The sequence below is a fragment of the Mesorhizobium sp. WSM1343 genome, assembly GCF_055901535.1.
In genome coordinates, this window is sequence record NZ_CM148370.1 from 2290736 (window position 1) to 2315399 (window position 24664).

Sequence of the window (24664 nt, forward strand, 5' to 3'; positions counted from 1 at the left end):
AAAAGAGCGCCGCGCTACCGTCCCTCGCGGTACCACATCGAACCCATTGCCAGAAGCAGCAGGCCGAGGCCGAGGAAGCCGCCGAACAGCGGCACGCGCGAGACGGCTTTGAGCACGCTGTCGTCTGTCGTGCGCAGGCCGATCCAGTCGCTGCCGGATGCGGCACCAGCCGAGCGCACCGGCACGATGGAAGGCAGCGTCACGTCGCTGCCAAGGGCTGTGGAAGACGCCAGCCGGCGCACGCTGCCGCCGGTGGCTTCCGCCGGCGCCTTCAGCCGGTTTTCGGTGGAAATGACGTCGGCGAATTCCGGTGCGTTGACCGGCCCGACATGGGCGAGCGCGGTGAGGTCGCCATTGGCGACCTGGTAGAGCCCGATCTCGCTGGTCTCGACGCTGCCGAGGAAGACCCCGGGCTCGGCTTTGTCGAGCTTGACGGTCAAGGTTTTGCCGGACGGGGTGATGATCTGCGCGGCGCCGGGATCGTCGGCCATCGTCTGGCGGCGGATTTCCAGCACCATGCCACGACCATCGGCGGTCAGCCGCTCCTCCTCGAGCTCCGGCTCCTTCATCAGCCAGTGCGCGATGCGCCGATAAAGCTGGACATGCGGGCCGCCGCCCTCGAAGCCGCGCGCCCACAGCCAGCCCTGATCGGACAGCAGCATGCCGACGCGGCCTTCTCCCTTGCGGTCGAGCAGCAGCAGCGGCCGGTTGTCGGCGCCCTTCATGACCACTTCGCCTTCCGGGTTCTGCACGCCTATGGTGCGGAACCAGCGGCTCCAGTGCGGCGGCTCGGTGGCCGAGCCATCGAGCCCACGCGTCACCGGATGGCGCTGGCCGAGTTCGGTGAGGCGCGGATAGAAGGCCTTGTCGACAACTTCGCCGGTCGGCATCGCCGGCAGGGCGGCCATCAGCGGCGTGCGCGCGATCGAGCTTTCGCCGGCATATTCGGGGCCGGCCGCGATCAGCAGCGCGCCGCCCTTTTCGACATATTCGGAGATGTAGTCGTAATAGAGGATCGGCAGCACGTCGCGGTGCTGGTAGCGGTCGAAGATGATGAGGTCGAAATCCTTGATCTTCTCGACGAACAGTTCGCGGGTCGGGAAGGCGATAAGCGACAATTCGTTGATCGGCGTGCCATCCTGCTTTTCCGGCGGCCGCAGGATGGTGAAATGGACAAGATCGACCGAGGCGTCGGATTTCAGCAGGTTGCGCCAGGTGCGCTCACCGGCATGCGGCTCGCCGGAGACGAGCAGCACACGCAGGTTCTCGCGAATGCCGTCGATCAGTGCGATGGCGCGGTTGTTGGTGTCGGTCAGTTCGCCCGGCTCGCGATCGATGGCGAGTTCGACGATGTTGCGGCCGGCACCCGGAATGGTGACCTGCAGCGGCATGGCCTGGCCAACGGTGGCGTGCTCGACGGCGACCTGCTCGCCATTGACCGAGACGCGCACATCGACTGGGCCAGTCTCGTTTTCGGTCGAGATGACGCGGTAGGTCATGTCGAGCGGCTTGCCAACAAGGCCGAAGCGCGGCGCGTTCTCGAAGCGGATGCGGCGGTCCTTTTCGTGGTCGTTGCCGGTGATCAGCGCATGCAGCGGGGCGTTGAAATCTGGCGCGCCCGGCGGCGCGTCATGGACCTCGCCATCGGTGATCATGATCGCGCCGCCGATGCGTGACGGCGGCACGTCGCGGAAGGCGCCTTCAAGCGCGCCGAACAGCCGTGTCTCGGTGCGCTCTTCGGCGGCCTCGGATTTGCCGGCCTCGACGACCCGCACGTCGAACTGCTTGAAGCGGCCAAGCCGCTGCTGCAGCCCGGCCAGCGCCTCGTCGGTCTGCTTGGTGCGATCGCCGATATCCTGGCTCTGGCTGCGGTCGACGACGAGGGCGACAACGCTTTTCAGCGGCTCGCGCTCCTCGTTGAGGAACACCGGGTTGAACAAAGCGGCGGCGAGCGCCAAAAGGGCGATGAAGCGGAAGACCGAGCCGCGCTGGCGAAACCACAGGCCGACAAGCGCCAGCAGCGCCAGCGGCACCAGCGCCAAGGCCAACAGGGGCCAGGAGATCAGCGGTTCGAAGGAAATCGACCAGTTCATTCCTTACCCTCCTCTTTTTGGGGAGGGTTTATCCGCGACCGGAGGGCACCAAACAAACTCATCTTACTGCCCCAGCCGTTCGAGCAGTATGGGCACGTGCACCTGGTCGGATTTGTAGTTGCCGGTCAGCATGTACATCATGATGTTGACGCCGGCGCGCAGCGCGTAGACGCGCTGCATCGGGTCCGCCGGTACGGTCGGCAGCAGCGGATCGCCATTCTCGTCGACTGCCCAGGCGCCGGCAAAATCATTGGCGGTGATCATGATAGGCGAGACGCCGTCGCCGGTGCGCACCGGCCGGTTCTCGGCATTGCTGGCGTCGAGCGACGCCTCGACCCACAGTGGGCTGCCGGCGAAGCGGCCGGGGAATTCGGGCAGGATGAAGAAGGATTTGGTCAGCACGTGGTCGGACGGCACCGGCTCCAGCGGCGGCACGTTGAGGTTGCCGAGGATGTCGCGCAGCCGCTCCGTCGCCGGGCTGATCGAATCGGCGCCGATGCCGTTGGCGAACTGGTCGCGGGTGTCGAACAGCACCGTGCCGCCCTGCTGCATATAGGCGTCGATGCGGGCGATGGCGGCCTGGCTCGGCATCGGGGCGGCCGGATCGATCGGCCAGTAGATCAAAGGATAGAACGACAGCTCGTCCTTCGAAATGTCGACACCGGCTGGTGCGCCCGGTTCAAGGGCCGTCTTTTCAACCAGGAAGCGGGTCAGGCCCTCGAGCCCGGCACGGCTGATCGAATCGTCGCCCGGCACACCGGTCAGCACATAGGCGATGCGGGTCTTCGAAATCGCCTCGATGGCAATTTCGTCACCCGGCTTGGCGTCGTCGGCGCGGGCAAGGTCGGCATGACCGAACAAGCTACCCAGCGCAATCAGGACCGCGGCGGTGGTTGCCATGGCACCGGCGCGGCGCGGTCGGCGTGAGAACAGGCCGCCCATCCAGAACACTGCCAGCGTATCGAGCAGCATCAGCACCAGGGCGGCCGCGACCAGCGCGCCCTTCAAATTGCGCGATTCGTCAAAGGCATACTGGATCGAGGTGACGGGAACAGTGATTTGCGGGCGCACCAGCGGGGCCAGCGTGCTGTCGGCTTCAAGCAGATTATGGGCAAACACACCCGTCTCGGAACCATAAAGGCCGGGCGGGTTTTCAAAAGTCACCGGCAGCGCGCCGGCGCCCGGTACAAGCGGCCGTGCATCCGGCGTCGGCGGCACCAGCGAGCCGTCGGCTGCAATCATGCGATAGGGCGCCAGCGACGCCGCGGCGGCTTCGGCATTGGCGATGGCCGCGCCCTGGTTGCGCGACAGCTGCACGATGCGGCGCAGCATCTCGACGAAGCTGCCGGAGATCGGCAGGTTCGACCAGGTTGCCTCAGGGGTGACGTGGAACAGCACCAGCGTGCCCTTGCCTTTCTTCAATCCGGTGACCAGCGGCGTGCCGTCGGCAAGGGCCGCCCAGGTGCGCTCGACGATATCGGGTGTCGGCTCGGCCAGCACCTGTCTGCTGACAGTGACCTCGGTCGGCGGCGCCAGATCGGCGAACGGGCCGGCCTTGGGGAATTCGGTGACAGGCTGCGGCGACGTCCATGACAGCGCGCCGCCGAGCGAACGCTCGCCGGTGCGCAGGCGGACCGGCAGCAAATCGTCGTCATCGCCTGCGGTGGCCAGCCGCGAACCGGCGAAACGCACCAGCGTGCCGCCATTGTCGACCCAATCGACAAGTCTCTGCCGGACCTGTCCGGGAATGGTGCCGATATCGGCCATGACAATCATCGCGGGCTTCTGGTCGAGGATCTGCGGGATGGCGTCGGCGAGGTCGGCGCTGGAGGGTTCGACCAGATCGGCGAAGGGCTGCAGCGCCCGCCTGATGTAGTAGAGCGGCGACAAAAGCGGCTGCGCCTGGTCGGCCTCGGCCTGCGACAGCAGCCCGACGCGGCGACGCTTGGAGCTTTCGTCGAGGACGCGCACCGCACCGGCCTGCCGCTCGCCGTCGAGCGCGATCGAAGCGAAGTCGTTGCGCAATTCGAACGGCACCGCCATGGTGCCGGTGGCGGTGGTTTCGCCAGGCGAAAAGGTCAGCGTCGCATCGGCGATGCGGCGGCCCTTGTCGTCGAAGGCGCCGGCGGTGACCTGCGCCGGGGCAGGGTCGCCCGGCGCGCGGATGGCGGTCAGCGCAAAGCCGTCGACCTGGTTGTCGGCGGCGGTCAGGCCCGTCAGCGACAGCCTGTCGGCGGTTGCCCAGACGACACGGGCGGCATTTTTCGACAAAAGCGTGTTGAAGGCGGCTTCATCGCCTTTTGCCGCCAGGCCGTCGGCAAGCACGGCGACACTGGCCCCGGGCAAGGTCTCCAGCACGCCGGCGACGCGGGTATAGACGGCCGGCCGGTCGGTCGGGATCGGCCGCGGCTTGGCGGCGCGCAGCCGGTCAAGGGCGGTGGCGGCATCGAACGGGCCGATCTCGGCATTGGCCTTTTCGGCAGTGAAGGCGATGACGACCGGCACGCCGTTGGAGCCGGCGTCGTTGATCAGCCGCTCGGCGGTGGCGACGCGTTTGCCCCAGTCGGCGGCACTTGCCCAGTCATTGTCGATGACCAGGGCAAGGGCGGCTCCCTCGGCCGGCAGCTTTTCGCGCGGATTGAAGACCGGGTCGGCCAATGCCGCGACGATGAGGGCCGCCATCAAGAGCCTGAGCAGCGTCAGCCACCACGGACTCTGCTGCGGCGTCTCCTCGCGCTTCAGCACGCGCGCCAGGATCTTCAGCGGCGGGAAGATCTCGGTCTGCGGCTTGGGCGGCGTCAGCCTGAGCAGCCACCAGATCACCGGCAGTGCCAGCAGGCCCCACAGCACCATGGGGGCGCCAAAGGAGAGCGGCAGCCAACTCATGCGACAGCCTTTCCTGGCCGATCGCCACCAGCGATGCCTGCACGACCGCCAGCGGTCGGCCTGACCGAGGGGCCATCAGTGGTCATCGCCATGTGCAGCCGCACCAGCGCGTCGGAGGCGAGCCGATCGGTGTGGTTGACGGTAAAGCTCCAGCCAAGCCGCTTGCACCAGGCGGCCAGTTCGTGGCGGCGGGCGGTGTAGAGCAGGCGATACTCATCACCCAGCATTTCGGCGCGGCCGGCGGTCAGCTTGTCGCCGGTCTCGGGATCGGTGAATTCGGTGCGGCCGGCATAGGGGAAGGTCTCCTCGGCCGGGTCGGCGACCTCGATCAGGTGGGCACGCACGCCGTGGCGGGCCAGCACGTCGAGCCAGGCCATCGTCTCCTCGACAGGATCGAGGAAGTCGCTGACGATGACGATGTCGCAGAAGCGCCTGATGTCGGACAGGTCGGGTTTTGCCGGCAGCTCGCCGGCATGCATCAACTGGGCGGCAATGCGTTCGGCGCCGTTGCGGGCGGTGAACGGGTCGGTGAGGCCCGGCCAGGCGATGCGTTCGCCGCTGCGCGACAACAGCTCGGCCATGGCCAGCGCCAGCACCAGCGCGCGCGATTGCTTGGAAACGCTGGCGCCTGTCGATTTGTAGAGCATCGACGGCGAGGGGTCGGCCCACAGCCAGACGGTATGGGCGGCTTCCCATTCGCGGTCGCGCACATAGGTGTGATCGTCGCGGGCCGAGCGGCGCCAGTCGATGCGCGAGGAATCACCCTCGACGTAGGGGCGGAACTGCCAGAAATTTTCACCGATGCCGCGCTTGCGGCGGCCGTGCCAGCCGGCGATCACGGTGTTGACGATGCGCCGCGCCTCGACCAGCAGGTCTGGCACAAGCGAGGCCCGCAACCGGCCACGGGCGAGCGCGTCGCGCGTCGCTGCCGGAGCCTGGACCTCGCCGATGCGCGGCATCAAATCCCTTTCACGAGTTTCGCCACCACGTCACGCACGCTGGTGCCTTCGGCGCGGGCGGCGAAGGTCAGCGCCATGCGATGCTGCAGCACCGGCTCGGCCAGCGCACGGACGTCGTCGACCGAGGGCGCCAGCCGTCCGTCGTAAAGCGCGCGCGCCCTTGTGCACAGCATCAGCGCCTGGCTGGCGCGCGGGCCGGGACCCCAGGCGACGTTCTTGTCGGTCTCGGCATTGCCTTGGCCGGGACGCGCCGAGCGCACCAGCGTCAGGATCGCCTCGACGACGCTTTCAGGCACCGGCATGCGGCGGATCAGCGTCTGGATCTCCTTCAGCCGCACCGGCTGCAGCACGTTTTGCGCTTTCGCGTCCTCGATGCCGGTGGTTTCCAGAAGGATGCGGCGCTCCGCCTCGATTTCGGGATAGAGGATGTCCACCTGCATCAGGAAGCGGTCAAGCTGTGCCTCGGGCAGCGGATAGGTGCCCTCCTGCTCCAGCGGGTTCTGGGTTGCCAGCACGTGGAAGGGCGCCGGCAGGTCATGGCGGGCGCCGGCAATGGTGACGTGGTATTCCTGCATGGCCTGCAGCAGCGCCGACTGGGTGCGCGGCGACGCGCGATTGATCTCGTCGGCCATCAGCAGCTGGGCGAAGATCGGCCCGGAGATGAAGCGGAAGGAGCGTTTTCCGGTCTCGTCCTGCTCCATCACTTCGGAGCCGAGGATGTCGGACGGCATCAGATCCGGCGTGAACTGGATGCGACGCGAATCGAGGCCGAGCACGATGCCAAGTGTTTCGACCAGCTTGGTTTTGGCGAGACCCGGCACCCCGACCAGCAGCGCATGGCCACCGGCCAGCAGCGCCACCAGCGTGCGCTCGACGACGCTTTCCTGCCCGAAGATGACCCGGCCGACCCCGTCGCGGATCCGGGAGATGTCGGCAAGCGCCTTTTCGGCCTCGGCGATCATGTCCTTTTCGCTGATCGGGCTTTCCTTGACCATCACGCTCATGCCGCATCGATCCTTGTGGTTGGAATACCATGGCTGGAACAACGGCTGCACCATACCATAAGTTGCCGCGATTCGGCCTCGCGTGGCGCCTACATCGAAACTTAAATCACAGACTTAGGCTGACAAGCGGAACAACAGTGACTATTTCGTGACCATGACGGGACCCTTGGGACATCGTGAAGAAAGCCTGACTGATGCCACCGAGGTGCGTGGTCTCGAGGCGCTGATCTCGCGCGCCGCCCGTGCCGGCAAGGGCGCGGCACCTGTCGAACGCTGGAATCCCGACTTCTGCGGCGATCTGGACATGGAGATCAAGGCCGACGGCACCTGGTTCTATCTGGGCACGCCGATCGGGCGCATGCCGCTGGTGCAGCTTTTCTCCTCGGTGCTGCGCAAGGACGCCGATGGCAGGACCTATCTGGTGACACCGGTGGAAAAGGTCGGCATCCGCGTCGCCGATGCGCCGTTCATCGCCGTCGAAATGGACGTTTCGGGCAGCGGCGAGGCGCAGACAATCACCTTCCGCACCAATGTCGGCGACGTCGTCGAAGCCGGGCCGCAACGGCCGCTGCGGTTTGTCGACGAGAACGAGACCGGCGGGTTGAAGCCCTATGTGCTGGTGCGTGGCCGTCTGGAGGCGCTGGTGGCGCGGCCGGTGATGTATGAACTGGTCGGGCATGGCGAGGAGATCGAAATCGACGGCGAGACGATGTTCGCGGTGCGCTCCAAGGGCGCCGTGTTCTCGATCATGCCGGCGGACCAGTTGAAGCGGTTGAGCGCGTGATGGACCAGGCGACGCCGGCGCCGTTTTCATCCGCGGATTTTCGCGCGCGCTTTGCCGTGCAGCCCGATGCGCATGCAGGCGACGACGACTATGGCGACCATCGCTTCAACCCCGGCCATCCGCGCCTCAACCAGGGCAAGGCGCTGCGCAATGCCGCGGTGCTGATCCCGGTGGTCGATCATGAGGGCGATGCGACGGTTCTTCTGACCAAACGGGCCGAAAAGCTGCGCAGCCATTCGGGGCAGGTGGCCTTTCCCGGCGGCACTATCGATCCGACCGATCCGAGCCCTGAGGCGGCGGCGCTGCGCGAGACCTTCGAGGAGATCGGGCTTGGCCGAGATCGCATCGAGATCATCGGCCGCATGCCCGACTATGTCGCCGGCAGCGGCTACCGCATCGCCCCGGTGCTTGGCATCGTGCGGCCCGGTTTCCAACTGACGCTCAACGCAGACGAGGTCGATGCCGCTTTCGAAGTGCCGCTGCGCTTCCTGATGGACCCGGCCAACCACAAGCGCGACAGCCGTATGTGGAACGATCTCGAATGGTTCTTCTACGACATGCCTTACGGCGACCGGCGCATCTGGGGCGTCACCGCCGGCATCATTCGTACTCTCTATGAAAGGCTCTATGCGTGAGTGTCTCGATCGCGGGCAGGGCCGATTGGCTCACCGACAAGCATCTGCAGCGCCTGCTGTTCGCACTGGCCGAAGGCGGTGAAGAGGCGCGAGTCGCCGGCGGCGCGGTGCGCAACACACTGATGGGCCAGCCGGTCGCCGACATCGACATCGCCACCACCTGCTTGCCGCAGGAAACCCTCCGCCGCGCCGAAGCGGAAGGGTTCAAGGCGGTGCCAACCGGTATCGAGCATGGGACAATCACCGTGGTTGCCGGTGGAAAGCCCTATGAAATCACCACCTTGCGCGCCGATATCGAAACCGACGGGCGGCGCGCGAAAGTGTCGTTCGGGCGCGACTGGAAGCTCGATGCCGAGCGGCGCGACTTCACCATCAACGCGCTCTATGCCGTGGCCGATGGCAAGGTGGTCGACCTGGTCGGCGGCATTGCCGACATCGAGGCGCGCCGGCTGCGATTCATCGGCGACCCGGAAGCGCGCATTCGCGAAGACTACCTGCGCATCCTGCGCTTCTTCCGCTTCTTCGCCTGGTACGGCGACGGACGGCCGGACGCCGAGGGGCTGAAAGCCTGCGCCCGTCTGAAGGAAGGGCTGGCCCAGCTTTCGTCCGAGCGAATCTGGTCGGAACTGAAGAAACTTTTGTCGGCGCCCGATCCGTCACGGGCGCTGCTTTGGATGCGGCAGGCAGGTGTCTTGACCGCGGCGCTGCCGGAAAGCGAGAAATGGGGCATCGATGCCATCCATGGGTTGGCCAAGGCCGGCAAGGATCTGGGCTGGGCACCCGACCCGCTGCTCAGACTGGAAGCGATCGTGCCGCCCGATGCCGCTCGCATGAAGTCGCTCGCCGAGCGGCTCAAACTCTCGACCGCCGAAGCGGATCGCCTGCGCCACTGGGCGCTCGCCACCGCCGTCGAGCCGAAGACGACCGAGGGCGAACTGGCAAAAAGGCTCTATCGCGGCGACCGGCAGGGGTTTGTCGACCGTCTGCGGCTGTCGCTTGCGGCAGCCAGGATGCGCGCCGTCGAGGACAATGAGGCGCTGCTCGAAGCCGGTGGCTTTTCGCGCCTGCTTGGCTTCGCCACCAAATGGGAAGAGCCGTTGTTTCCGCTGAAAGGTGCCGATCTGACGGCGCTCGGCGCAATTCCAGGCCCGAAACTCGGCGAAATCCTCAGGAATCTCGAAGCGGAATGGGTCGAAGCCGGGTTTGCCCCTGATCGCGACGCGCTCCTCAAGCGCGCCGCCGAAGCCTTGCAGGCCGGGTAGATCAGGCCGCGTCGCGGGTCTTTTCGATGCGCGAACGGATCGCCTCGATCATCGTCTCGCGGATGACCGTCTCGCCATGTGTCTCGCGCATGTGCTCGACGGCACGGCGCATGACCTCGGCTTCCTCGTCGGCACGTGTGTGCCAGTCACAGCCGGGCACGAGCGACCCGCAGTGAAATTCCTTCATGAGATTTCTCCTTTTCCTCCGTGGAGCCTGGTCGAGGCTCCGGCACTTTTTTTGGCTCATGTCCGGTTCCAGGGTTGAAACCGCGGACCGCGAACGGGTGAGAAGCATAACACAGATGGGGTGGTATTGGTTGCCGTCAACGGCAAAAGGGCGGAGCAGCATCGCTCCGCCCTCTAAACACTACCCCGAAACAGGGCCAGACATCGTCTCGTCCCGTTTTGGCGGGCAGGCCTTCACTTGGCGATCTTGACAGCCTCGGCAATCTTTTTCTTGCCGCTCATGTCCCATGAGACACGGACCTTTTCACCGACCTGCAGGCCAGGATCCTTGAAGGTCTTGGGAAGCGTAAAAGACGATCCATCGTCGAGGACCAGGCTCATGGCCGTCGTGTCAAAGGTCTTGATCGTCCCGGTGGTGTGCTTGACGGCGGCGAACGCCACCGAACCGGAAGCGAGAAGGGCAGCGGCGGCCGCCGAAACAATGATCTTGCGCATTGCGAAGTACTCCTGGAAAGGCGGGTATCTTTTTGACGAAGATGTCCCGCGTCGTCTTGGGCCGTCCGGTCGCGTCGGGTCGCGGCTCGCTTTGTCATGACGCAATTCCGGTCGGAAAGCCGTTTCGCACTTTCCTGAACTTGCGCGCAGGCGAACCGCCGGCGCTTCCCGACCCCGCGCCACAAATAGACCAGTCTTTTCAAGAACCTATTAGACGAAAAAGAAATTTTTCGCCGCACCGTGTGCCACATTCCATGCCCATTTCGAGCGAATGGGACATCAATGCGGCTCACGTCGGGCTCACCATTTTGTTACGGCCAGCGGACCTCGGGCGGCAGGCTGGAGAGGATGGCGGCGACATTGCCGCCGGTCTTCAGTCCGAATATGGTGCCGCGATCGTGAAGCAGATTGAATTCGACGTAGCGGCCGCGGCGGATGAGCTGTTCGTCACGGTCGCCATCAGTCCAGTTCTCGTTGAAGTTGGCGCGCACAAGGTGGCCGTAGACGACGAGAAAAGCGCGGCCGACATCCTGGACGAAGTTGAAATCGGCATTCCAGCCGCCCTTGTCCTCACCCGAATGCAGCCAGTCGAAGAAGATGCCACCGGTGCCGCGCGGCTCGTTGCGGTGCGACAGATAGAAGTACTCGTCGCACCAGGCCTTGAATTTTGGGTAATCGGCCACCGCGACATTCTTCTCGCAAGCGAATTGCATGGCGCGGTGGAAGGCGACCGTGTCGGGGTCGTCCTGGGTGCGGCGGCGATCGAGCACCGGTGTCAGATCGGCACCGCCGCCGAACCATTGGCTGGATGTGACCACCATGCGCGTGTTCATGTGCACGGCCGGAACGTTGGGATTCCATGGGTGCGCGATCAGCGAAATGCCGGATGCCCAGAAGCGCGGGTCTTCCTCTGCACCGGGCATCTGCTTCCTGAATTCGGGTGAGAACTCGCCATGGACGGTCGATGTGTGGACGCCGACCTTTTCGAAGACGCGACCGTGCATCATCGACATGGTGCCGCCGCCGCCGCGCCCCTCGTCACGTTCCCATGACGTCTTTTCGAAGTGGCCGGGCGACCACGAGGCCAGCGGCCCGCCAAGATCCTGCTCGATCTGCTCGAAGGTGGCGCAGATGCGTTCGCGCAGCGCCTCGAACCAGAGGCGCGCCTTCATCTTCTTCTGTTCGATGTCGGCGGGCAGGCCCGCCGGTATTTCTGGTCGTTCCAAATGCCGTCTCCGGTTGGGGCGGCGAGTCCCACAAATGACTCGTCTTTTGCCGGCGCGATCCCTAATCTCTTAGGGGACAGGGTCAAGTGTCATTACGGTGCAAGGAGTTGTTTCGTGCGCACCCCGGCAAGACCGCCGCTGGATGGCCTAAAGAAAAGGCTCGACCAAAGCCGTGCCGAGCGCGTGCGTATGCCGCGCGACGGTTTCCTGCGCGAGACCTTCGTGCTGCCACGCTCCGATGCCCGGCTCAAGGCCAAGGAATGGTTCGAGCGCTTTCCCAAGCAGGCCTACTGGACCGAGATCGAAAGCTGGTTCGAGCGGCCGGGCGACCTGATCGAGTTCACCATCAGGCGGTTGCCTGCGGCCGACTAGGATTTCGTCGTCCCGTTTACGGGGAGAGGGTGCCGGCAGGCAGGTGAGGGGCTGCGCGAACCTCTCAATGCTGGCGCCGCCCCTCATCCGCCTTCACTGCGTTCAGGCACCTTCTCCCCGTGAACGGGGAGAAGGAAGAGCGACCAGCCTCCTTGCCCCCGTTCCCTCGCGTGCCAGCCGGTCACCCTTGTTGCGCAGCGGGCATTTGTCGATCGACATGCAGCCGCAGCCGATGCAGTCGGTCAGCCCGTCGCGAAGTTTCTTCAACTGGGCGATCTTGTGATCGAGCCCGTCGCGCCAGGCGGTCGACAAAAGGTTCCAGTCGTCGCGCGTCGGCGTGCGGCTTTCGGGCAGTGATTCAAGTGCGGCACCGATTTCGGCCAGCGAGATGCCGACCTCCTGTGCAACCTTGATGATCGCCACGCGCCGCAGCACGTCGCGGCCGTAGCGGCGCTGGTTGCCCGACGTGCGGTGGCTGCGGATCAAGCCGCGGGCCTCGTAGAAATGCAGCGCCGACACCGCCACCCCGCTGCGCATGGCCACCTGGCCAACCGTTAATTCCGTTACAGGCGCCATGTCTGATTTTCCGTCCCGATTTTTCTGCTTGACCTCAAGTCAAGTTGAGCTTGTAGCGAAGAAACCCTGGATGTGCAAACGAAGGAGAAGGCGATGTGCGCCTGGGTCGAGATGTCGGGAGACGGAGTGCCGTTATCCGAGTTGCCGGATGGCTTCGCCCACCACCATGGCGACGGAGAGCGCCACGTTGATGCTGCGCGCCGTACCCTGCATGGGGATGGTCAGGCGCGCATTCGCCGCCTGATGGACAGGATCCGGCACGCCTGCGGATTCGCGGCCGAACAGGAGGACGTCACCGTCCGCGAAGCTGAAGCTGGTGTAGGCCGTCGTGGCTTTGGTCGACAGCAGCACCAGCCGGTGCGAACCAGCCTTGCGCCATTCCTCGAAGGCGTGCCAGTCGACATGCCGGGTCAGGGCAGCCATTTCGAGGTAGTCCATGCCGGCTCGCTTGAGCGCCTTGTCGGAGAGCGGAAATCCGGCCGGTTCGATGATGTCGACACCAAGTCCGAGGCACGCGGCGAAGCGCAGGATTGTTCCGGTGTTGCCGGCAATGTCAGGCTGGTAGAGCGCGATGCGGAGACGACGGTTCATTTCCGCGTCCTTCTAATAAGTGGCGGATCGGCCACAGCGGCTTGGCGGTTTTGGAAATTGCTGGACCTGCGGGTGGCCATTTTCTGCGAAGTCGGGTATACAACCAGCATTGTCAACCCGAACCGATGGAGGGGTAATTCATGATGACCATGCACATCCAGCGCCCCTCTCGTGGGCTTACCTGCCTGCCGGCGGTTTCGGTACGACGATTCTCCTGACTCTCTAAGACTTGATCGCACCGATTCCCGCCGAAACGATTTTTCGGCTCTCGAAGGAATCCTGCGATGTTTTTCAAAAAGTCAAAAGGGCTGAACGCCCCAACTGAAGCTGTCCGGACCGACACTCGTCATGTCCGGACCGATGCAATGCGTGCCTCCGGGCGAATGCCGGCGGACGATATTGCTTCGCCTTTTTATCTCGATTTTCACACGGAGGACGGACCGATGTTCGATCCCTACAGAATACCGGGCTCGAGGAGCCTGCATATCCACCGACTGCCGACCTGGGCGCTGCTGATCGGCGACACCTATTCGTCGGCGGTTCACGCCGAGGTTCGCCGCCGGCCGCATCGCGGCATGCTGCCGGATGTCGATTTTTCGCGCGCGGTTCCCGATCCCGGGCGGCCGTCGCTGGTGCGCCGGATCATCCGGCTGATCCGGCCTGGCGCGAAAAACCGGGCTGGCGGCACCGTGTCGTCAGGATCGTCTGGCGCAGCTGTCGGCGAAAAGCCCGCGAGCCCCTATATTGCGCGAAGCATTGCCGACGGTCCGGGTGATTCCGGACCGTCGGCACTCGACGCCATGGGTTCCGGGGACTTCGTACGCTCACGTGCCGCGTAAGCGGCAAACACATTTCACAGGCATGACCTATGTTGTTGTTTAGCTGGTTTGAAAAAAGGCTCGATCCGTTCCCCGCGGCGGAACCGGTCGAGCCGCCCAAGACGCTGGTTGCCTTCTGCGTGCATTATACGCGCGGCGCCTGGCCCTATATCCTTTTCGACGCAGTGCTGGTGACGGCCATCGCGATCGCGGAAGTGTGGATGTTCGGCTTCCTCGGCCGCATCGTCGACTGGCTGTCGGGGCAGAATCGCGAAACCTTCCTGCAGACGGAAGCCTGGAAGCTTGCCGGCATGGCCTTCATCGTGCTGTTCGCACTGCCGGGCACCGTATGGCTGCATTCGCTCCTCAACCAGCAAACGCTGATGGGCAACTATCCCATGCGCATCCGCTGGCAGGTGCACCGCTATCTGCTCAAGCAGTCGATGAGTTTCTACCAGGACGAGTTCGCCGGCCGCATCGCGACCAAGCTGATGCAGACGGCTCTCGCCGTGCGCGAATGCGTCATCAAGGTGATCGACGTCCTGAATTACGTTATCGTCTACTTCCTCGGCATGCTGCTCATCGTCGGCTCGGCCGACTGGCGGCTGGCCGCGCCGCTCGGCGTCTGGCTGGTCGGCTATATCCTTTTGCTGCGGTTTTTCATTCCCCGGCTGGGCAAGGTCGGCGAGGAACAGGCCAATGCGCGCTCGATCATGACGGGCCGGGTCGTCGACAGCTACTCAAACATCCAGACGGTCAAGCTGTTCAGCCATGCACGCCGCGAAGCGTCATTCGCCAAAGACGGTATGTCCGGCTTTCTCGAAACGGTCTACCGGTCGATGCGCCTGGTGACAGTGCTTTTCGGCTCGCTCTACATACTGAACGCGCTGCTCTTGTTCTCGGTGACCGCGATGGCGCTGTGGCTGTGGCTGGGGCAAGCAGTGACGATCGGCGCGGTCGCCGTGGTCATCGGCCTTGTGCTCAGGTTGTGGGGCATGTCGCAATGGATCATGTGGGAAATGTCGGGCCTGTTCGAGAACATCGGCACGGTGCAGGACGGTATCGCCTCGATCTCGCTGCCGCGCCTTGTCGAGGACCGGCCGGACGCGAAGGAGATCAGCGTCTCCAGGGGTGAGATCCGCTTCGAGGACATTCGCTTCCACTACGGCAAGCAGAAGGGTGTGATCGAGGGCCTGTCGCTGGCGGTGAAGCCGGGCGAGAAGGTCGGCATCGTCGGCCGTTCCGGCGCCGGCAAGTCGACGCTGGTCAACCTGTTGCTGCGCTTCTACGACCTCGAAGCCGGGCAGATATTGGTCGATGGCCAGGAAATCGCCGCTGTGAAGCAGGATTCGCTTCGTGCGCAGATCGGCATGGTCACGCAGGACACCTCGCTGCTGCATCGTTCGGTGCGCGAGAACATCCTTTATGGCCGGCCCGATGCAACCGACGAGATGCTTGTCGAGGCGGCGCGGCGCGCCGAGGCGCTGGACTTCATATCAGGGCTTTCGGATGCCAGCGACCGCAAGGGCTTCGATGCCCATGTCGGTGACCGCGGCGTCAAATTGTCCGGTGGCCAGCGGCAACGCGTCGCCATTGCTCGCGTTATGTTGAAGGATGCACCTATACTTATCCTTGACGAAGCGACCTCGGCGCTTGATTCCGAAGCCGAGGCGGCGATCCAGGAGAATCTCTACAAGCTCATGCAAGGCAAGACCGTCATCGCCATCGCGCACCGGCTGTCGACCATCGCGGCGATGGACAGGCTGGTGGTGATGGACAAGGGCCGTGTCATCGAGGAAGGTTCGCACGAAGAACTCGTCGCCAAGGGCGGGCTCTACGCGCAGCTCTGGCAGCGCCAGTCGGGCGGGTTCCTGCTTGAGGACGGTCCCGCCGACGCCGCCAACGACGCACTTGCAAAGAGGCAAGCCGCAGAATGATGGCCGCCGCATGATGACAGCCGTCTATCGCTGGTTCGAGAACTGGGTCTATCCGTTCAGGGAGCCGGCGAATCTTCGGCCACCGATCAGTGTCGGCGGCTTTCTCTGGCACTATGTCGGCCAGGCGAAGTTCGCCTTCTTCGCCATGCTGGTCATCGGCGGCATCGCGCCGCTGGTCGAGGCCGGCCTGTTCTACTTCGTCGGGCGGCTGGTCGATATTCTCGACCAGCTTCCCGCCGAGCGCAGCTGGCACGCACTGTGGGCCGCCGCCGGCCCTGAACTGGTTTTCATGGCCGTGGTGGTGCTGGTCATCCGCACCGTCGTCGTCGGCTTGTCGGCGCTGGTCGACGAACAGACGATCACGCCGGGCTTCTACAATCTGGTGCGCTGGCAGGCGCACCGGCATGTCTCGCGCCAGTCCTACGCCTTTTTCCAGAACGATTTCGCCGGCCGCATCGCGACGAAGGTCTGGCAGGCGGGCCAGGCGACCGGCGACTTGATGGAAAGCTTCATCGAGGTCGTCTGGTTTATGATCGTCTACACGGTGACGACGCTGGCGCTGGTCGCAGGCCTCGATCTCAGGCTGGCGGTTCTGGTGGTGATCTGGATTTCCGCCTTCGGCTGGCTGGCCAAGCTCTATTTGCCGGCAATCCGCAAGCATGCCGAGGAAACAGCCGAGGCCGGCTCGATGATCACCGGCCGCATCGTCGATTCCTATTCCAACGTGCAGACGCTGAAACTGTTCTCGGCCGATGGCGACGACCGCTACATCAGGAACGGTTTCGACATCTATCTCGACGCATTGCGCCCGTTCACCCGCCGGCTGACCGGCGTGCGCATGGCGCTGACCACGCTGTCAGGCATCATGATCACGGCGATCGGCTGCTTTGCCGTCTATCTCTGGGTCGAGGGCTCGATCACCGTCGGCGCGGTCGCCTTCACCCTGTCGCTGGTGCTGCGGCTCAACATGCTGCTCGGCCGGCTGATGATGCAGCTCAACAGCATCTTGCGAAACCTCGGCGTGCTGGAGAACTCCAAGGCGCTGATTTCGCAGCCGCTCGGCCTCACCGATGCGCCCGACGCCAAGGAACTCGTCGTGGCAGGCGGCCGTATCGCGGTGAAGAACGTCGAGTTCCACTACGGCAAAGGTTTCGGCGTGCTGAACGGCATCGACCTTGTCGTCAGGCCAGGCGAGAAGGTAGGGCTGGTCGGACCGTCCGGCGCCGGCAAGACGACCCTCGCCAATCTGATCCTGCGCCTCTACGATCTCGAGAGCGGGTCGATCACCATCGATGGCCAGGATGTCGCCAAAGTTACGCAGAATTCGCTGCGCGCCAATATCGGCGTCGTCAGCCAGGACACGGCGCTGTTCCACCGTTCGCTGCGCGACAACATCAAGCTCGGCATGCCTGACGCGACCGATGAGGAGGTGATCGCGGCGGCGAAAAAGGCCGAGGCGCACGAGTTCATCCTGACCTTGCGCGACAACAGGGACCGCGCCGGCTACGAGGCGTTTGTCGGCGAGCGCGGCGTCAAGCTGTCGGGAGGCCAGCGCCAGCGCGTGGCGATCGCCCGCGTCTTCCTCAAGGATGCGCCGATCCTGATTCTCGATGAGGCGACCTCGGCACTCGATTCCGACATCGAGGCGGCGATCCAGGAGAATCTGACGCGGCTGATGGAAAACAAGACGGTCATCGCTATCGCCCACCGGCTGTCGACGATCGCAGCACTCGATCGTCTGGTGGTGCTCGACGGCGGCCGCATTGTCGAGCAAGGCACGCATGACCAATTGGTGGCGCTCGACGGGCTCTATGCGCGGCTGTGGAAGCGGCAGTCCGGCGGTTTTCTCTATCACGAGGACAGCGTGCTCGAAGAGACGCGCCCGGCGGAGTAGCTCCATGGGTGGATCGACAGGCGCCATCCCAGAGGTCGGCTACGTGCTCAAGCGGCTTCGGCCGACCATGCCGGCCTTCGACACGCTGAAGGAAGAGAGCCGGCTGGAAGGCTACTGGATGCTGGTGCGCCTGGCTGATGGCTGGGCAAGCGGCCGCAACAAGTTCCTGAAGCGCGGCGAGGCGCTGTACGGAGCCTGGCAAAGCCGGGAACTCGTCGGCGTGTGTGGGCTGAACATCGATCCTTATTTCGAGGGCAGGGACCACGGCCGGGTCCGGCACCTGTTCGTCAGTGCGCGCCACCGTCACACCGGCTTTGGCCGGATGCTGGTCGAGACCGTTATCGACAGGGCACGTCACCATTTCGCCGTGCTGAACACCCGCGCGCCGCAAGAAGCCTTCGGTTTCTATGAACGGCTTGGCTTTCAGCGCGTGGCAGGCGAAGAGTTCGTCACACACCGCATGGTTTTCGGGAAAGGAGGCTGAAATGTCCTTGCGTCCGCCATCTCATCTTGCCGGCGGCTCGGCCGCCGAAGCCGCCTTCGACGCACTCGGCCATGAAATATTGGCGGAAAAGGCGGCAGCACTTGGCCGCGCCGGCCAGCGGGTAGAGGAAACGCTGGCCAGGCTGCGCGACAATGCCGACGAGCAACTGCGCCCCCTTCTGCTCAAGGATGCCGCCGAGGCGGTGCATGGCTATTTCATCCAGCGCGAGCTGTGCGGCTTGCGCAAGCACGATGCCGTCATTCGTGAATACAACATCCCGAAAGCGGTGCTGGCCAGGCTCGGCGCGAAATAGGGATCACTCCAGCCATTCGGTGATGAAGCTGCCATTCTCGTGGATGTCGGTCGTTTCCAGCGGGCCTGGGCCGAGATTAGTGAATTTGTGCGGCGTATTGGGGGGCACGATCAGGATCTGGCCGGCGGATGCCTCGATCTCCTGGTCGCCGACGGTGAACAGGCCGGCGCCCTGGCGGATGATGAAGATCTCCGCGTAGGGATGCGTGTGCAGCCGTGGACCGCCGCCGACATCAGGCAGATAGTTGAAGATCAGGCAGGAGTTGGAGCCGTAGGCGCCACATTGCAACTCGCCCTTCCAATGGTCGGAGCGAACGGCCCAGGTGTCGCGGTCTATGACGTGTGCCATGATGACAAGGATAGACCCGGCTGGGGCCTTGTGTCGAGCCGAACAAGGGCGTCGGATTTGCGGTTGTTTCCCGGTTGTTTAGTGATGGTTGGCGGCTATCCGGCGTCGTGTTGACCGGCGGCGGATTTTGTCCCCGCGACAATCTGCCCTTGTGCCTTCACCCGTCTGGACAAAAACGGGCTTCACGCATAAACCGAAGTCCAAATGCCGGAGGAATTCGCAAGCCTGTTCGCCATGCGCTGTCGGGTTGGCGTAATTGAGCGGGGAACAAGGCTCAACCACCGGCACGGAAGAGGCGAAAGGATCAGGCACCCGTGAGCGCAACCGACACCCAGGATCCCAACCGTCGTGATTTTCTCTACGTCGCCACCGGCATGGCCGCAGTGGTCGGCGCGGGTGCTTTCGCGTGGCCGTTCATCGACCAGATGCGCCCTGACGCCTCGACGCTGGCGCTCGCCTCGGTCGAAGTCGACGTCGCCTCGCTGACGCCGGGCATGTCGCTGATCGTCAAATGGCGCGGCAAGCCGGTCGTGGTCCGCAACCGCACCGAACAGGAAATGAAGGACGGCGAGGCGGTCAAGCTGGCCGATCTCAAGGATCCGATCGCCCGCAACGCCAATCTCCCGGCCGACGCACCGGCGACCGACGCCAATCGCACCACGCCCGGCAAGGAAGCCTGGATGGTGATGGTTCAGGTCTGCACGCATCTCGGCTGCATTCCGCTTGGCCAGGAAGGCGATTTCGGCGGCTGGTTCTGCCCTTGCCACGGTTCGCAATACGACACCGCCGGCCGCATCCGCAAAGGCCCGGCGCCGGAGAACATGGCGGTTCCGGTATTCAAGTTCATTTCCGATACCAAGATCCTTATCGGTTGAGGCAGGGGGATATTTCGATGAGCGAGGGACACTCGACCTATACGCCCAAAACCGGTCTCGGACGCTGGTTCGACGCCCGCATGCCGCTGCCGCGGCTGGTCTATGACAGCTTCGTTGCCTATCCGGTGCCGCGCAACCTCAACTATGCATGGACCTTTGGCGGCATCCTGTCGATCATGCTGGTGGCGCAGATCCTGACCGGCATCGTGCTGGCCATGCATTACACGGCCGACACCAATCTGGCCTTCGGCTCGGTCGAGAAGATCATGCGCGACGTGAATTCGGGCTGGCTGCTGCGCTACATGCATTCGAACGGCGCCTCGTTCTTCTTCGTCGCCGTCTACATCCACATCTTCCGTGGCCTCTATTACGGCTCCTACAAGGCGCCGCGCGAACTGCTGTGGATCCTCGGCTGCATCATCTATCTCCTGATGATGGCGACCGGCTTCATGGGCTACGTGCTGCCGTGGGGCCAGATGAGCTTCTGGGGCGCCACCGTCATCACCGGCTTCTTCAGCGCCATTCCGCTGGTCGGCGACTGGATCCAGCAGCTGCTGCTCGGCGGCTTTGCCGTCGACAACCCGACGCTGAACCGTTTCTTTGCGCTGCACTATCTGTTGCCGTTCATGATCGCCGGCGTTGTCGTGCTGCACATCTGGGCGCTGCATGTCGTCGGCCAGTCGAACCCGACGGGCATCGAGGTCAAGTCGAAGACCGACACCGTGGCCTTCACCCCCTACGCGACCATCAAGGACGCGTTCGGCATGATCGTGTTCCTGTTCTTCTTCGCCTATTTCGTCTTCTACCTGCCGAACTATCTCGGCCATCCCGACAACTACATCGTCGCCAACCCGCTGAAGACGCCGGCCCACATCGTGCCCGAATGGTACTTCCTGCCGTTCTACGCGATCCTGCGCGCCATCACCTTCAATGTCGGGCCGATCAACTCCAAGCTCGGCGGCGTGCTATGCATGTTCGGCGCCATCGTCATGTTGTTTCTGGTGCCGTGGCTCGACACTTCGAAGGTGCGCTCGGCGGTTTACCGCCCTTGGTACAAGCTGTTCTTCTGGCTGTTCGTGGCCGATGCCATCCTGCTTGGCTGGCTGGGCTCGCAGCCGGCGGAAGGCAGCTATGTGTTCATGGCGCAGATGGCGACATTGTTCTACTTCGCCTTCTTCCTGATCGCGCTGCCGGTGCTCGGCCTGATTGAGACGCCGCGACGGGTGCCGAACTCGATCACCGAGGCGGTGCTCGAGAAGAACAAGGGCGGCAGCGGACATCCGGCGGGCGCTACGGCGGCTCCGGAAACCAAAGGCTGAGCGGTAGAGAATCTAAGGGGATTTGGCATGAAAAAGATTCTCACCTCGCTGGCGCTGATCGGCCTTGTGGCCGTCGCCGCTGGGGCCGCGGGCACTCGGGCGATCGCCGCCGAAGAGGCACACAATGTGGCCAATCCGACGCATTTCCCGATCGACGAGCCGAAGGAAATGGACTGGAGTTTCACTGGCCCATTCGGCACCTATGACAAGGCGCAGCTGCAGCGCGGCCTCAAGGTCTACAAGGAAGTCTGCTCGGCCTGCCATTCGATGAACCTGGTGGCGTTCCGCACGCTGTCGGACCTCGGCTATTCCGATGCGCAGATCAAGACGCTGTCGGCCGAGTACACCATCCACGACGGTCCCAACGATGCCGGCGACATGTTCGACCGTCCCGGCAAGCCGTCCGACCACTTCCCGCCGCCCTTCGCCAATGAGGAAGCCGCCGCTGCCTCCAATGGCGGTGCTGCTCCGCCAGACATGTCCCTGCTGGCCAAGGCTCGCGGTGTCGAACGCGGTTTTCCGCAGTTCGTCTTCGATATCTTTACTCAGTACGACGCGGGCGGCCCCGACTATATCCACTCGCTGCTGACCGGCTACGACCAGACGCCGCCGGCCGGCATGGTCATCCCGGAAGGCACCCACTACAATCCGTACTTCATGTCCGGCGTGTCGCTGAAGATGCCCAAGCCGCTCTCCGATGGTCAGGTGACCTATGATGACGGAGCGCCGCAGACCATCGACCAGTATTCCCGCGACGTCTCCGCCTTCCTGGCATGGGCGGCCGAGCCGCATATGGAAGACCGCAAGAAGACCGGTTTTCGCGTTCTGGTGTTCCTGCTTTTGTTCGGCGCGCTGGTCTATCTCACCAAGCGCAAGGTGTGGGAAGGCGTGGCGCATTAAGCCACACGATCAAGTGATCACGAAGGGCGCCGAGAGGCGCCCTTTTGCATTTCCAGAAGCCGGCCATGTCACATGGCCGTCACCGCATCCGGCGATCCTGTGCTGCTCTCATCAAAGGATCGCACCCATGAAAAGATACGCATCGCTCGCGGCAGGCCTGTTGCTGCTCATCGTCGGCTCGGCCGCGCAAGCGGAAGACGCCCAGCCTTTCGTCACCAACAAGGATGTCGACCTGACGATGATCCTGCCGCCGCCGCCGGCAAACGATTCGGCGCAGACCAAGGCCGAACTCGGCGAGGTGCTGATGCTGCAGGTGACACGCACGCCCGAGATGGTAGCCAGCGCCGTCGCCGATGCCGACGAGAATGTCTGGCGCTTCGCCAACGTCATGGGGCCGAAATTCAACAAGGAAACGCTGCCCAAATTCAGCGCCTTCTTCGACCGCGTCGTGGCCACCGAAGGCGCCGTCGTCGATCCGGCCAAGGATATCTGGAAGCGCCCGCGTCCGCACCAGCTCAGCGACCTCGTCAAGCCGGCGGTCAAGCTGTCGAGTTCGGGTTCCTGGCCGTCCGGCCACGCCACCGTCGGCACCATGATGGGCATCATCCTGTCCGATATGGTTCCGGAAAAGCGCGCCGAGATCATGGCGCGTGCGGCCGAATACGCCCACAACCGCGAGGTCGGCGGCATCCACTATGCGTCCGACGTCGAGATGGGCAGGATTTCCGGCAGCGTCATCGCCGCGGTCCTGCTCAACCGGGACGACTTCAAGGCCGAATATGAAGTGGCCAGGGCCGAGCTTCGTTCGGATCTCGGCATGTAATCTTCGTCAATCGGATCAGACCAGAAAGGGGCGCTTCGGCGTCCCTTTTTGCTCATGGCCATGTCCGAAGGGCGGTTCGAAAAATAGTCCGTTGGCACGCCGACAACAGGTTGATATTCGATGCATCGAACGGTGGCGAGAAACTTGTCCCGCCATGGCCTTTGGAATTCGATGATGCGGCTCAGCGACTGTCACAACTTTTCCGATTTCCGCCGCATGGCGCAGCAGCGGCTGCCGGGACCGATCTTCAACTACATCGACGGCGCGGCGGACGACGAGGTCACCTATCGCCGCAACACCGAAAGCTTCGAGACCTGCGACCTCGTTCCCAACGTGCTGCGCGGGGTGAGCGTGGTCGACATGTCGGTGACGGTCATGGGCCAGAAGCTGGCGATGCCGTTCTATTGCTCGCCGACCGCCTTGCAGCGCCTGTTCCATCACCAGGGCGAGCGCGCGGTCGCCAAGGCCGCCGCCAAATACGGCACGATGTTCGGCGTGTCGTCGCTGGGCACTGTCAGCCTCGAGGAGGCGCGCAGCATCAGCAGCGGCCCGCAGGTCTACCAGTTCTATTTCCATCGGGATCGCGGTCTTAACCGGGCGATGATGCAGCGCGCAAAGGCGGTCGGCGTCGAGGTGATGATGCTGACCGTCGACAGCATCACCGGGGGAAACCGCGAGCGCGACAAACGAACCGGCTTTGCCATTCCCTTCAAGCTCAACCTTACCGGAATGGCGCAGTTCGCGCTCAAGCCGGCCTGGGCGATCAACTATTTCATCCATGAGGGCTTCAAGCTGCCGCAGCTCGACGAGCATGTCGACATGGGCGGCGGCACGATGTCGATCAGCCGTTACTTCACCGAGATGCTCGATCCGTCGATGACATGGGACGATGTCGCCGAGATGGTCAAGCTCTGGTCCGGTCCGTTCTGCCTCAAGGGCGTCATGTCGGTGGAGGATGCCAAACGCGCTGTCGACATCGGCTGCAGCGGCATCGTGCTGTCGAACCATGGCGGGCGGCAGCTGGATGGCTCGCGGGCGGCGTTCGACCAGCTTGCCGAGATCGTCGATGCCGTTGGCGACAGGATCGACGTCATCATGGATGGCGGTGTGCAGCGCGGCACACACGTGCTGAAAGCGCTGTCGCTCGGCGCCAAGGCCGTCGGCGTCGGCCGCTACTATCTGTTTCCGCTCGCGGCGGCCGGCCAGCCCGGCGTGGAACGGGCGCTCGAACAGATGCGGGTCGAGATCGAACGCGGCATGAAGCTGATGGGCTGCAGCTCGATCGAACAATTGTCGCGCAACAACCTCCGTTTCAGGTAATCTCGCCCCATGAAATCCTCGCTCGAAGACACGCTGCTTGCCGCGATCCGCACCATTCCGGACTATCCCAAGCCCGGCATCCTGTTTCGCGACATCACCACGCTGCTTGGCAATGCGCGCGCCTTCCGCCGCGCCATCGACGAACTGGTGCATCCCTATGCCGGCCAGAAGATCGACAAGATCGCCGGCATCGAGGCGCGCGGCTTTATCCTTGGTGGCGCCGTCGCCCATCAGCTCTCGGCCGGTTTCGTGCCGATCCGCAAGAAGGGCAAGCTGCCCTACGAGACGGTGCGCGTCGCCTACAGCCTGGAATACGGGCTGGACGAAATGGAGATGCACAAGGACGGTGTTGCTCCGGGCGAGAAAGTGATCCTGGTCGACGATCTGATCGCCACCGGCGGCACGGCTGAAGCGGCGGTCAAGCTGCTGCGCCAGATAGGTGCCGACATCCTCGCCGCCTGTTTCGTCATCGACCTGCCGGACCTCGGCGGCCGTGCCAAGCTGGAGGCGCTTGGCGTGCCGGTGCGGACGCTGATTGGGTTCGAGGGGCATTGAGGGGCAGTT

At 64.0% G+C, this 24664-nt stretch carries 25 protein-coding genes; 15 read left to right on the plus strand and 10 right to left on the minus strand.

Going from position 1 to position 24664, the window contains the following annotated elements:
* Positions 1–14 precede the first annotated feature (14 nt).
* From AC0NIL_RS10980 to AC0NIL_RS10995, 4 genes are all read right to left on the minus strand, one after another.
* Positions 15–2093: a membrane protein gene (locus AC0NIL_RS10980; RefSeq protein WP_027162170.1), complete on the minus strand. Its 2079-nt coding sequence runs from the start codon at positions 2091–2093 to the stop codon at positions 15–17.
* A gap of 63 nt (positions 2094–2156) precedes the next feature.
* The gene (locus AC0NIL_RS10985; protein WP_473573574.1) at positions 2157–4979 is read right to left on the minus strand and encodes a DUF4159 domain-containing protein; all 2823 of its coding nucleotides are present in this window, start codon (positions 4977–4979) and stop codon (positions 2157–2159) included.
* Complete coding sequence (locus AC0NIL_RS10990; RefSeq protein ID WP_013529967.1) at positions 4976–5938, minus strand: DUF58 domain-containing protein; 963 nt, start codon at positions 5936–5938, stop codon at positions 4976–4978. The genes AC0NIL_RS10985 and AC0NIL_RS10990 overlap by 4 nt, the downstream gene beginning before the upstream one ends.
* Entirely contained in the window at positions 5938–6942 is a 1005-nt protein-coding gene (locus AC0NIL_RS10995; protein ID WP_013529968.1) for an AAA family ATPase, read from the minus strand. Before AC0NIL_RS10995 ends, AC0NIL_RS10990 begins: the two co-directional genes overlap by 1 nt.
* A gap of 154 nt (positions 6943–7096) precedes the next feature.
* On the opposite strand from AC0NIL_RS10995, the gene AC0NIL_RS11000 reads away from it, so the two are divergent.
* From AC0NIL_RS11000 to AC0NIL_RS11010, 3 genes are read left to right on the plus strand one after another with little or no spacing between them, the layout of a single operon-like run.
* Positions 7097–7726 (plus strand): DUF1285 domain-containing protein, encoded by a 630-nt coding sequence (locus tag AC0NIL_RS11000; protein ID WP_473573573.1) that lies wholly within the window; start codon positions 7097–7099, stop codon positions 7724–7726.
* Positions 7726–8361, plus strand: a complete 636-nt coding sequence (locus AC0NIL_RS11005; RefSeq protein WP_027162168.1) for a CoA pyrophosphatase — start codon at positions 7726–7728, stop codon at positions 8359–8361. The genes AC0NIL_RS11000 and AC0NIL_RS11005 overlap by 1 nt, the downstream gene beginning before the upstream one ends.
* Positions 8358–9623: a CCA tRNA nucleotidyltransferase gene (locus tag AC0NIL_RS11010; RefSeq protein WP_337123830.1), complete on the plus strand. Its 1266-nt coding sequence runs from the start codon at positions 8358–8360 to the stop codon at positions 9621–9623. The genes AC0NIL_RS11005 and AC0NIL_RS11010 overlap by 4 nt, the downstream gene beginning before the upstream one ends.
* A gap of 1 nt (position 9624) precedes the next feature.
* On the opposite strand, the gene AC0NIL_RS11015 is transcribed toward AC0NIL_RS11010, so the two are convergent.
* From AC0NIL_RS11015 to hemF, 3 genes are all read right to left on the minus strand, one after another.
* Positions 9625–9810: a DUF1059 domain-containing protein gene (locus tag AC0NIL_RS11015; protein WP_013529972.1), complete on the minus strand. Its 186-nt coding sequence runs from the start codon at positions 9808–9810 to the stop codon at positions 9625–9627.
* A gap of 233 nt (positions 9811–10043) precedes the next feature.
* Positions 10044–10304: a DUF1344 domain-containing protein gene (locus AC0NIL_RS11020; protein WP_013529973.1), complete on the minus strand. Its 261-nt coding sequence runs from the start codon at positions 10302–10304 to the stop codon at positions 10044–10046.
* Between the two features lie 311 nt (positions 10305–10615).
* Positions 10616–11530 carry an oxygen-dependent coproporphyrinogen oxidase gene (gene hemF / locus AC0NIL_RS11025; protein ID WP_473573572.1) on the minus strand — a complete coding sequence of 305 codons (915 nt, stop codon included), beginning with the start codon at positions 11528–11530 and terminating at the stop codon, positions 10616–10618.
* A 114-nt stretch (positions 11531–11644) separates the two neighbouring features.
* On the opposite strand from hemF, the gene AC0NIL_RS11030 reads away from it, so the two are divergent.
* On the plus strand, positions 11645–11902 hold the full coding sequence (locus AC0NIL_RS11030; RefSeq protein ID WP_013529975.1) for a hypothetical protein: 258 nt from the start codon (positions 11645–11647) through the stop codon (positions 11900–11902).
* A 102-nt stretch (positions 11903–12004) separates the two neighbouring features.
* On the opposite strand, the gene soxR is transcribed toward AC0NIL_RS11030, so the two are convergent.
* Positions 12005–12478 (minus strand): redox-sensitive transcriptional activator SoxR, encoded by a 474-nt coding sequence (gene soxR, locus AC0NIL_RS11035; RefSeq protein ID WP_013529976.1) that lies wholly within the window; start codon positions 12476–12478, stop codon positions 12005–12007.
* Positions 12479–12610: 132 nt separating this feature from the next.
* Positions 12611–13069, minus strand: a complete 459-nt coding sequence (locus tag AC0NIL_RS11040) for a tRNA (cytidine(34)-2'-O)-methyltransferase (RefSeq protein WP_127365779.1) — start codon at positions 13067–13069, stop codon at positions 12611–12613.
* Between the two features lie 443 nt (positions 13070–13512).
* On the opposite strand from AC0NIL_RS11040, the gene AC0NIL_RS11045 reads away from it, so the two are divergent.
* From AC0NIL_RS11045 to AC0NIL_RS11065, 5 genes are read left to right on the plus strand one after another with little or no spacing between them, the layout of a single operon-like run.
* Complete coding sequence (locus AC0NIL_RS11045) at positions 13513–13908, plus strand: hypothetical protein (RefSeq protein ID WP_013529978.1); 396 nt, start codon at positions 13513–13515, stop codon at positions 13906–13908.
* A gap of 29 nt (positions 13909–13937) precedes the next feature.
* Positions 13938–15824, plus strand: coding sequence for an ABC transporter ATP-binding protein (locus AC0NIL_RS11050; protein WP_473573571.1), 1887 nt, complete (start codon positions 13938–13940; stop codon positions 15822–15824).
* Positions 15825–15834: 10 nt separating this feature from the next.
* Entirely contained in the window at positions 15835–17718 is a 1884-nt protein-coding gene (locus AC0NIL_RS11055) for an ABC transporter ATP-binding protein (RefSeq protein ID WP_473573570.1), read from the plus strand.
* A gap of 4 nt (positions 17719–17722) precedes the next feature.
* The gene (locus AC0NIL_RS11060; RefSeq protein ID WP_473573569.1) at positions 17723–18202 is read left to right on the plus strand and encodes a GNAT family N-acetyltransferase; all 480 of its coding nucleotides are present in this window, start codon (positions 17723–17725) and stop codon (positions 18200–18202) included.
* Between the two features lies 1 nt (position 18203).
* Complete coding sequence (locus AC0NIL_RS11065; RefSeq protein ID WP_473573568.1) at positions 18204–18515, plus strand: DUF6665 family protein; 312 nt, start codon at positions 18204–18206, stop codon at positions 18513–18515.
* A gap of 3 nt (positions 18516–18518) precedes the next feature.
* Here the strand turns inward: AC0NIL_RS11065 and AC0NIL_RS11070 are convergent, their stop codons facing one another.
* Positions 18519–18863: a cupin domain-containing protein gene (locus tag AC0NIL_RS11070; RefSeq protein WP_127385022.1), complete on the minus strand. Its 345-nt coding sequence runs from the start codon at positions 18861–18863 to the stop codon at positions 18519–18521.
* 374 nt (positions 18864–19237) lie between these two features.
* Between AC0NIL_RS11070 and petA the strand changes: the two genes are divergently transcribed.
* From petA to AC0NIL_RS11100, 6 genes are all read left to right on the plus strand, one after another.
* Positions 19238–19738: a ubiquinol-cytochrome c reductase iron-sulfur subunit gene (petA, locus tag AC0NIL_RS11075; RefSeq protein ID WP_244483027.1), complete on the plus strand. Its 501-nt coding sequence runs from the start codon at positions 19238–19240 to the stop codon at positions 19736–19738.
* A 17-nt stretch (positions 19739–19755) separates the two neighbouring features.
* On the plus strand, positions 19756–21057 hold the full coding sequence (locus tag AC0NIL_RS11080) for a cytochrome b (protein ID WP_473573567.1): 1302 nt from the start codon (positions 19756–19758) through the stop codon (positions 21055–21057).
* 27 nt (positions 21058–21084) lie between these two features.
* Complete coding sequence (locus AC0NIL_RS11085) at positions 21085–21957, plus strand: cytochrome c1 (RefSeq protein ID WP_013529986.1); 873 nt, start codon at positions 21085–21087, stop codon at positions 21955–21957.
* 127 nt (positions 21958–22084) lie between these two features.
* Positions 22085–22780: an acid phosphatase gene (locus tag AC0NIL_RS11090; protein WP_013529987.1), complete on the plus strand. Its 696-nt coding sequence runs from the start codon at positions 22085–22087 to the stop codon at positions 22778–22780.
* A gap of 174 nt (positions 22781–22954) precedes the next feature.
* Positions 22955–24100: an alpha-hydroxy acid oxidase gene (locus AC0NIL_RS11095; protein WP_473573566.1), complete on the plus strand. Its 1146-nt coding sequence runs from the start codon at positions 22955–22957 to the stop codon at positions 24098–24100.
* 9 nt (positions 24101–24109) lie between these two features.
* Positions 24110–24655, plus strand: a complete 546-nt coding sequence (locus tag AC0NIL_RS11100; protein ID WP_013529989.1) for an adenine phosphoribosyltransferase — start codon at positions 24110–24112, stop codon at positions 24653–24655.
* The last annotated feature ends 9 nt before the right edge of the window (positions 24656–24664 follow it).

What these genes read in the sequence shown, in the direction of transcription:
- AC0NIL_RS10980 (WP_027162170.1), bottom strand. Translation starts at nt 2,093, where the DNA reads ATGAACTGGTCGATTTCCTTCGAACCGCTGATCTCCTGGCCCCTGTTG.
- soxR (WP_013529976.1), bottom strand. Translation starts at nt 12,478, where the DNA reads ATGGCGCCTGTAACGGAATTAACGGTTGGCCAGGTGGCCATGCGCAGC.
- AC0NIL_RS11045 (WP_013529978.1), top strand. Translation starts at nt 13,513, where the DNA reads ATGTTCGATCCCTACAGAATACCGGGCTCGAGGAGCCTGCATATCCAC.
- AC0NIL_RS11050 (WP_473573571.1), top strand. Translation starts at nt 13,938, where the DNA reads ATGTTGTTGTTTAGCTGGTTTGAAAAAAGGCTCGATCCGTTCCCCGCG.
- AC0NIL_RS11000 (WP_473573573.1), top strand. Translation starts at nt 7,097, where the DNA reads ATGACGGGACCCTTGGGACATCGTGAAGAAAGCCTGACTGATGCCACC.
- AC0NIL_RS10990 (WP_013529967.1), bottom strand. Translation starts at nt 5,938, where the DNA reads ATGCCGCGCATCGGCGAGGTCCAGGCTCCGGCAGCGACGCGCGACGCG.
- AC0NIL_RS11080 (WP_473573567.1), top strand. Translation starts at nt 19,756, where the DNA reads ATGAGCGAGGGACACTCGACCTATACGCCCAAAACCGGTCTCGGACGC.
- AC0NIL_RS10985 (WP_473573574.1), bottom strand. Translation starts at nt 4,979, where the DNA reads ATGAGTTGGCTGCCGCTCTCCTTTGGCGCCCCCATGGTGCTGTGGGGC.
- petA (WP_244483027.1), top strand. Translation starts at nt 19,238, where the DNA reads ATGGCCGCAGTGGTCGGCGCGGGTGCTTTCGCGTGGCCGTTCATCGAC.
- AC0NIL_RS11095 (WP_473573566.1), top strand. Translation starts at nt 22,955, where the DNA reads ATGCGGCTCAGCGACTGTCACAACTTTTCCGATTTCCGCCGCATGGCG.
- AC0NIL_RS10995 (WP_013529968.1), bottom strand. Translation starts at nt 6,942, where the DNA reads ATGAGCGTGATGGTCAAGGAAAGCCCGATCAGCGAAAAGGACATGATC.
- AC0NIL_RS11085 (WP_013529986.1), top strand. Translation starts at nt 21,085, where the DNA reads ATGAAAAAGATTCTCACCTCGCTGGCGCTGATCGGCCTTGTGGCCGTC.
- AC0NIL_RS11015 (WP_013529972.1), bottom strand. Translation starts at nt 9,810, where the DNA reads ATGAAGGAATTTCACTGCGGGTCGCTCGTGCCCGGCTGTGACTGGCAC.
- AC0NIL_RS11055 (WP_473573570.1), top strand. Translation starts at nt 15,835, where the DNA reads ATGATGACAGCCGTCTATCGCTGGTTCGAGAACTGGGTCTATCCGTTC.
- AC0NIL_RS11070 (WP_127385022.1), bottom strand. Translation starts at nt 18,863, where the DNA reads ATGGCACACGTCATAGACCGCGACACCTGGGCCGTTCGCTCCGACCAT.
- AC0NIL_RS11020 (WP_013529973.1), bottom strand. Translation starts at nt 10,304, where the DNA reads ATGCGCAAGATCATTGTTTCGGCGGCCGCCGCTGCCCTTCTCGCTTCC.
- AC0NIL_RS11040 (WP_127365779.1), bottom strand. Translation starts at nt 13,069, where the DNA reads ATGAACCGTCGTCTCCGCATCGCGCTCTACCAGCCTGACATTGCCGGC.
- AC0NIL_RS11090 (WP_013529987.1), top strand. Translation starts at nt 22,085, where the DNA reads ATGAAAAGATACGCATCGCTCGCGGCAGGCCTGTTGCTGCTCATCGTC.
- AC0NIL_RS11060 (WP_473573569.1), top strand. Translation starts at nt 17,723, where the DNA reads ATGGGTGGATCGACAGGCGCCATCCCAGAGGTCGGCTACGTGCTCAAG.
- AC0NIL_RS11005 (WP_027162168.1), top strand. Translation starts at nt 7,726, where the DNA reads ATGGACCAGGCGACGCCGGCGCCGTTTTCATCCGCGGATTTTCGCGCG.
- AC0NIL_RS11065 (WP_473573568.1), top strand. Translation starts at nt 18,204, where the DNA reads ATGTCCTTGCGTCCGCCATCTCATCTTGCCGGCGGCTCGGCCGCCGAA.
- AC0NIL_RS11100 (WP_013529989.1), top strand. Translation starts at nt 24,110, where the DNA reads ATGAAATCCTCGCTCGAAGACACGCTGCTTGCCGCGATCCGCACCATT.